The sequence below is a fragment of the uncultured Kiloniella sp. genome, assembly GCF_937128705.1.
Taxonomy (GTDB): domain Bacteria; phylum Pseudomonadota; class Alphaproteobacteria; order Kiloniellales; family Kiloniellaceae; genus Kiloniella.
Map to the genome: position 1 here is coordinate 1 of NZ_CAKZMP010000178.1, position 5,931 is coordinate 5,931.

The window sequence follows — 5,931 nt, forward strand, 5'->3', positions numbered from 1 at the left end:
TTGCTATTGCTCCGATCAGATTTCCAACAAGAACAAGCGTCCAGTTTCTTAATAATTGTGCCAAACTTATGTGGCGTTCGACCCATGCCATGATAATGAGATTGTTGCCGGTAAACAGTTCTGCGCCAGCAACAACAACCAGAATGAGACCCAGAGAAAAAACGATCCCGCCGAGCAATCTTTCAGGGTCAAAGCCCATATCAGTATTGGTAATAACAAGTGTATAAAACATGGCACCAAAGGCAATGAAGGCTCCCCCTAATATGGCAAGAACTAATGTCTGTAAGGCAGGTAAGTTAGCTTTTGCAACCCCTGTGTTCTCTACTCTGGCTGCGATTTCTTTTGGTGCGTAGGCATCTGGATTTATGCGGTGTTCTATTGACATCTCTGGTATAAATCCCCGTTGATCAATTGGTGCTTGGTCAAACTTCCCTTTGTGTAACTTAGCTTGTGGTGCAGATCTTTTCTCTGATTTGCATCAAATGCTGACGTGTCATATCGGGCATCGTGCCCTGCAAATAGCTGAAGCAAAAAGACCCTGACATAAATCAATGTTTACAATTTAATAAGCGTTAGAATTCAAAATAAGGTAATCGATATCTGCTGCCGCGTATCTTTTCGTCAGAAGGTCAAATATTAGGAGATGGTGATTGGATTAGAGCCAAGTCAAAAGCCTGCCCCTAAAAGCTTAGATTGACGTAAAAGCCAGAAGATAGAAAGGAGAGGCCATGTTTGGAAAGCCATCACTAATGACCCGTGTTGCCATCGGTAAGGGAGTTGGCCTTGTTTTTGGGTTGATCGGGTTTATGTGTCTTCCTTATTTTTTACCCGATGCTGACTGGATGATCCGGTGGGGGATTTTACTTTGGTATCCAACACTTGGGGCCGTCGTTGGTGTCTTTGGTGTTTTTACTGAACATCCGGTATTAAAAATCCCAATGCCATGGTGGTTTAGAGCGCCCATTATCGGGGGCTGGATGAATTTTGTTCTTACGTTCTTTGCCTATGAAAAAATGACCGCAGTACTTACGTCAATGTTTGGAGAAGCAGGTGCTTTGAACAACCCTTTCTGGTTTGTACTTGAAGGTGCGATCATTGGCTTGGTCATCGGTTTTCTGGCAACACGATTTGGCGGTGAGGGGCGGAATACGGTTGCGGAGTGATTTTGTGTAATAAGTGATTTCTGCGAAGGGGAGGGGCTAAATTTACCCTTCACTTTCCATCTAAAACCCTTTCACTTTCCATTCAAAATCATATCTTTGATCTTTTTTGCCTTTTCAAAGTGATCCAACTTATGTGTTTTGATCCACCATGTTGCCGCTTCCATTAGCAGGTCTGGGTCATCATTTTTGTTGGCAAAGAAAGCATAGAAAGACAGCCCGACAGTCTCACCTTTTTTGTTCATTTTTAGATCACAAACTTCGATGATTTTTTGTCTTAGAGATTGTCTCATAAATAATATAACCTTATTAATAGTTTATATGATTTTAAAAAATGTGATGGCAATGCGCTTAAGTAGGGATATTACTGTTTTTGATATGAACTTTTAATGTGTAATGGAACGTAAATCATTTGAAAATAAGTAAATTCCATTGGTTATTTTTGGCTTTTGCATCAAAATATTTTAGAAATTATTGTCATCAGTTGGCGCAAGAGAACAAGCTTGATAGTAGAGTGTTAAATTATCTAACAAGTAAGTTTCTTCAATTTGCGCTTTTTACGATACCTATTGGTGGTTATGGAACCTATGCAGGATTAATGACATATCTTGAATCGGATATGCTGTTTTTTCTTTATGCTACATTCTTTTTTATCGCTTTGTTTGCGTACTTGTTTTGGAAAAATAGCAAAAGGATTGAGGCTATTGCTATCGTCCACAGTTCGCCTGTTCTAACTTCGGGAGAGGTCGTCGGTAGAACTATTGGTAGACACGGTGGGTTGAAGGTTGAATTTTCATATATTGCCAATGGGAAACAATATCGAGGGTCATTCTTAGCGGCAATGGTTACAGAGTTTCCAAAATGGAAAAAAGGAAGCTTCTTTCCTTTGATTTATTCCCATATAAAGCCGTCAGTTGCTTGCCCTTATGATGTGAATATGTGTGATAGATTCTGTTTATTGCAGGATAAGGATAAGCCTGATACCGAAGACAATACAGTTACTGGATTTTGTAATATTCTAGGGATACCAAATTGGGTGAAACGCAAAAAATAAGATAATGATGCTGTCAAAGATCATGAACTTTCTTTGACGGAGATGTTTCTAAGAGCATGCTACCCTTCGATTGAAACCTAATTCAGTTTCACATATTTTCAATAGTTAATCCCAGATCCTCGCATTTCTGGTGTGTTGTGTTTTACCGTTTTCATCCATAGGAAGTAATATGCCGTGAAGATTTGTTAACACTTTATTAACTATGTTCTTTGTGTTTCTATACTATCGTTTTGTTCTATGAAATTAGTGCATTGCTTGCGGACGAACCAGAGGGGCACCCAAAATGCTACAAGGGCGTGATTAAATTCAGGCATCCTAATAATCGGGCCTTTTATGAATATTGGTGCAAACTGCCTAAAACAGGGATTTTACCAGACAGAAATAGCTTTATGCCGGAAGAAATTCCAAGCTTGCTATCAACGATGGTGGTTTACGAGCTGGTCTCCCAAGATTTTATCCGGATCAGACTTATTGGCTCTACAGTTGAAGAGCGCTTTGGCGGTCACCGTACCGGGAGCAATTATCTGGATTTTGTGGAAGAGCACCGAAAAGACGCCGCGTCGGCAGCCTTTTGGTCACAGGCTAAAAATAACTGTGGGATGCATGCGGTGCTCGCGCAGGAACTGGTATCGGGGCGTATTGCTCATATTGAAGTGGTTGGTGTGCCGGTATCGAATGTTGAAGGTGAGCATCCTATTCTTTTCTTTCAGAGTAATGAGATTGCTTATGATAGTGATGAACGACAAGTAAAAGAGCCGCTGGAATTTGATGATAAAGGTGATGGTTTGTTGAAGTACATCAGGGTCGTAGAACGGTCTTATTTTGATCTTGGTCTGGGTGTCCCGCAATTTCGCGATTGATTCGCAGTAAGATTGCGTAATTGTAATTTATCTTTCTTTTACAATGGCTTTGTGTTCAGTGTCGCGGGAAATTTAAGGTGTTAAATTATCTATTTTGTGTAATTTTATATCGTAGGATATCTTTATTTCTGGTTTATTTCAAAACATCCAAAGTTTGAGGAAGATAATCCTTGATTAATGTCAATTGACACAGGCATGATCTAAATTCGTAGTTTTCTGCGCTGGTCCTAGTTGCTTTCTTTATCTTATTTTCTAAGTGTTTAAGTCAAAAAACAACGGTCAGTTCTGACGACTGCTTTGCTTGTGTAAAGAATAAAAAAAGGCTGTGGTTCTCCATGGATTTTAAACATCCGAAATCTGCAGAGTTCTATCGGTACTGGCTTGACTTGCCGCGTGTTGGTTTTGCACCTTCTCGCGACAGTTTTCGACCGGAACAGATACCGTCTTTGCTTCCAAATTTTATGATCTACGAAATGATTTCGGACGATTATATCAAAATTCGCCTTTTGGGATCAAACCTAAGTGATAGATTTGGGGATGCTCGTGAAGGTACCAATTATCTGGACCTTGTTGGCCATGAACGCAAAGTACAGGCTTCACAGGCTTTGTGGTCCGTGGTTAATCAGCCCTGTGGTCTTGTGGGTGTTGTAGAGCAGGTTATGAAAAGTGGCCTGAGTGTGTGTCTAGAAACAGTTGGACTTCCTTTGCTGAATAAAGATGGTGGTAATCCCTTGATCTTGTTTCAAAAAAATGAACTGGATTGTGAGAAGCGATTGCCGGACACCGAAAGAGAAAATCGGGATTACCTGAGAATATTTTCGAGACGGTTTATCGATATTGGTGCCGGATTAGATGGTGTTCAGGATTTAGTTTATCCGTCGTTGGCAGAAGCCTAAGAAAAATTGTAAGAATTAATAAATAGAAATGCAGGCCTGATCCCGAACGTCGATTTTCTTGGGGGTTGGTAATCCGGTGGTGGTTATCTGGGCATTTCTATATGAATTTTTCTATCTGGAGTTTTGGAACCTGCTAATTTCACGGCCTACTAATTTCATGGCTTGTTAATACGGGGTGCTGCGTAAAGCTGCCCGAATGATTATATCCATGAAATTCTTATGTTGTGTCTGTCTGTTTGCTTTGTTGGGTTTTTACTCGGTCGTGGCTAAGTTTTGGCTAGCTTTGGGGGCTAGCATCAACGCGGCTATTAAAAATAGTCGGGGTAAGTGTGTTGAACCCCTGAAGAACATTTTCAAAACTCAATTTGATGTAGCGGGGATAATGGAGCGGGCTATTTCTGTGACGTGTCGTAAATCTGAACCACAGCAACCACCGAAAATATTCAACCACGGCATTTTGGCATAAATGTTCTTGTATTGTTGGCCCAGTTCCTGCGGGTTTCCGGGGTCGAGCGTTTCACAGTTATCAAGCTCTTCGTGGCTCATGCGTGATGCATTACAACGAATGCCCTTTATTCTTTTTGCCCAATTTTGGTCTTTGAGATTACTGTGTGAAAAATCATCAGGAAAATGCTCAGGGTGTGCACAGTTGATCATAAAATAAACGGCCTGTCCGTTGGTTTCTCGGTCAACCTGATCAATGGCATCGGGCAGGGTTTGGCCTGTTGGTAATAAGCCGTTGGTTTCAACGGTGAAAGAAACTGCAATGGGAAGCTTTGCCTTTTGTGCGGCATGTATCGCGCCGATCGCTTCTTCTGATTGTGTAAAGGTTACGGCAGAAAGCATATCTACTGCGGTTGTGGCTAACCAATTGACCTGTTGTTCGTGATAATCTTCCGCCTCTTTGACGCTAATCTGATAATCCGGGGCATAGGCATCCCCGCGGGGGCCAAGCGAGGCATTGAGGACAATTGGCTGTCGATTGTGGCGTGATCGTGTGTCGCGAAGTTCGGCGATATATTCAATGGACGCGCGATTAGCTGCTTCTATCTCGTCAATAGTTTCACCCAAGTCGTCTGCCCAGTGGGCATGGGCTTTCCATGTTTGGGCATCGAGAATGAAGCCTGTATTCATTTGTGCGGCAAGAGAGAGAAAGCCGGTATAGTAGTCTGTCAGGGCTGCACGACCTTTTTCATCGGGCAAAAGGGTGTGGGCCGCGAAAGCCTTGATTGGAATGCCTTGGTTAAATATTAAATCTGTCTCTATGCCCCCATCGGTGAGGAATAGTCCGCCGTTGAGTTGAGGCAAGGCGTTTCTGAAGCGTCCTGTGCTGATTGTTCCGTTTGTTCCCGACATGCTCTGTGGCCTCTCGCTCACCCGTGACTCAATACCCTATTATAAGCCGTTTTTATCTAAGAAAACACTATCGGGGGAAATGTTTCAAGGTAAAGCTGTCAACGGTTACACAGATCTTGGTGGTAATGGATGTAGCAATGAATGGGGCAACGAAGGGCGTAATGAAAGGAGGAAGGGATTAAGGGGCGCGATCAGCGGGAACAAGGTTTACCCTGCTTATTTGTTCCAGAGGACCGAAGTTTCATATCAACGGGACGTTAATTAAGCTATATTAAATGGATAACACCGAAATAAATTAAGCTGCACCCAAACCCGAAAAAAATGATCGCGACGAGTTTGTTGATGAATGTTATCGCAGATGGGTTTCTGATCAAACTGGCTAGTCTGACGGCCGCATAGGCAAAGGCACTGAGAGAGAGAAAAGACAATCCCATAAAGGTGAGTGTCATGAGTAAAAGTTGAGGCGTTGCTGCGTCTTCGGAATTCAAGAAAAGAGGAAACAGTGCCAATAAAAAGATGATCATCTTTGGGTTTGTCAGGCCGACAAGTAGGGATTGACGAAAAAGATAAGGGGCAGATCTCTGGGTTTGACGTGAAGACTTAAA

Annotated in this window: 8 protein-coding genes; 4 read left to right on the forward strand and 4 right to left on the reverse strand. The window is 42.2% G+C overall.

Annotated elements, in window-relative coordinates:
- Positions 1 to 385 (reverse strand): formate/nitrite transporter family protein (locus tag Q0241_RS09695; protein WP_299376692.1); only part of this gene is annotated, 385 nt, incomplete at its 3' end.
- Positions 386 to 728: 343 nt separating this feature from the next.
- Here Q0241_RS09695 and Q0241_RS09700 point away from each other — a divergent pair.
- Entirely contained in the window at positions 729 to 1,163 is a 435-nt protein-coding gene (locus tag Q0241_RS09700) for a hypothetical protein (protein ID WP_299376695.1), read from the forward strand.
- A 71-nt stretch (positions 1,164 to 1,234) separates the two neighbouring features.
- Here Q0241_RS09700 and Q0241_RS09705 read toward each other — a convergent pair whose 3' ends face one another.
- Positions 1,235 to 1,453 (reverse strand): DUF6500 family protein, encoded by a 219-nt coding sequence (locus Q0241_RS09705; RefSeq protein ID WP_299376698.1) that lies wholly within the window; start codon positions 1,451 to 1,453, stop codon positions 1,235 to 1,237.
- 119 nt (positions 1,454 to 1,572) lie between these two features.
- Here Q0241_RS09705 and Q0241_RS09710 point away from each other — a divergent pair, with 119 nt between their 5' ends.
- The 3 genes from Q0241_RS09710 (at position 1,573) to Q0241_RS09720 (ending at position 3,970) form a co-directional block, all read left to right on the forward strand.
- Positions 1,573 to 2,214 (forward strand): hypothetical protein, encoded by a 642-nt coding sequence (locus Q0241_RS09710; RefSeq protein ID WP_299376701.1) that lies wholly within the window; start codon positions 1,573 to 1,575, stop codon positions 2,212 to 2,214.
- A 296-nt stretch (positions 2,215 to 2,510) separates the two neighbouring features.
- Positions 2,511 to 3,074 carry a PAS domain-containing protein gene (locus Q0241_RS09715; RefSeq protein ID WP_299376713.1) on the forward strand — a complete coding sequence of 188 codons (564 nt, stop codon included), beginning with the start codon at positions 2,511 to 2,513 and terminating at the stop codon, positions 3,072 to 3,074.
- Between the two features lie 335 nt (positions 3,075 to 3,409).
- Positions 3,410 to 3,970, forward strand: a complete 561-nt coding sequence (locus tag Q0241_RS09720; RefSeq protein ID WP_299376704.1) for a PAS domain-containing protein — start codon at positions 3,410 to 3,412, stop codon at positions 3,968 to 3,970.
- A gap of 360 nt (positions 3,971 to 4,330) precedes the next feature.
- Here the strand turns inward: Q0241_RS09720 and Q0241_RS09725 are convergent, their stop codons facing one another.
- Together Q0241_RS09725 and Q0241_RS09730 are read right to left on the reverse strand one after the other, a co-directional pair.
- On the reverse strand, positions 4,331 to 5,326 hold the full coding sequence (locus Q0241_RS09725) for a homocysteine S-methyltransferase family protein (protein WP_299376707.1): 996 nt from the start codon (positions 5,324 to 5,326) through the stop codon (positions 4,331 to 4,333).
- Between the two features lie 266 nt (positions 5,327 to 5,592).
- The coding region (locus Q0241_RS09730; RefSeq protein WP_299376710.1) for a LysE family transporter at positions 5,593 to 5,931 on the reverse strand (339 nt) is incomplete at its 5' end.

Excerpts from the sequence above, each read along its gene's own strand:
- Q0241_RS09705 (WP_299376698.1), bottom strand. The coding sequence starts at position 1,453 with ATGAGACAATCTCTAAGACAAAAAATCATCGAAGTTTGTGATCTAAAA.
- Q0241_RS09725 (WP_299376707.1), bottom strand. The coding sequence starts at position 5,326 with ATGTCGGGAACAAACGGAACAATCAGCACAGGACGCTTCAGAAACGCC.
- Q0241_RS09700 (WP_299376695.1), top strand. The coding sequence starts at position 729 with ATGTTTGGAAAGCCATCACTAATGACCCGTGTTGCCATCGGTAAGGGA.
- Q0241_RS09720 (WP_299376704.1), top strand. The coding sequence starts at position 3,410 with ATGGATTTTAAACATCCGAAATCTGCAGAGTTCTATCGGTACTGGCTT.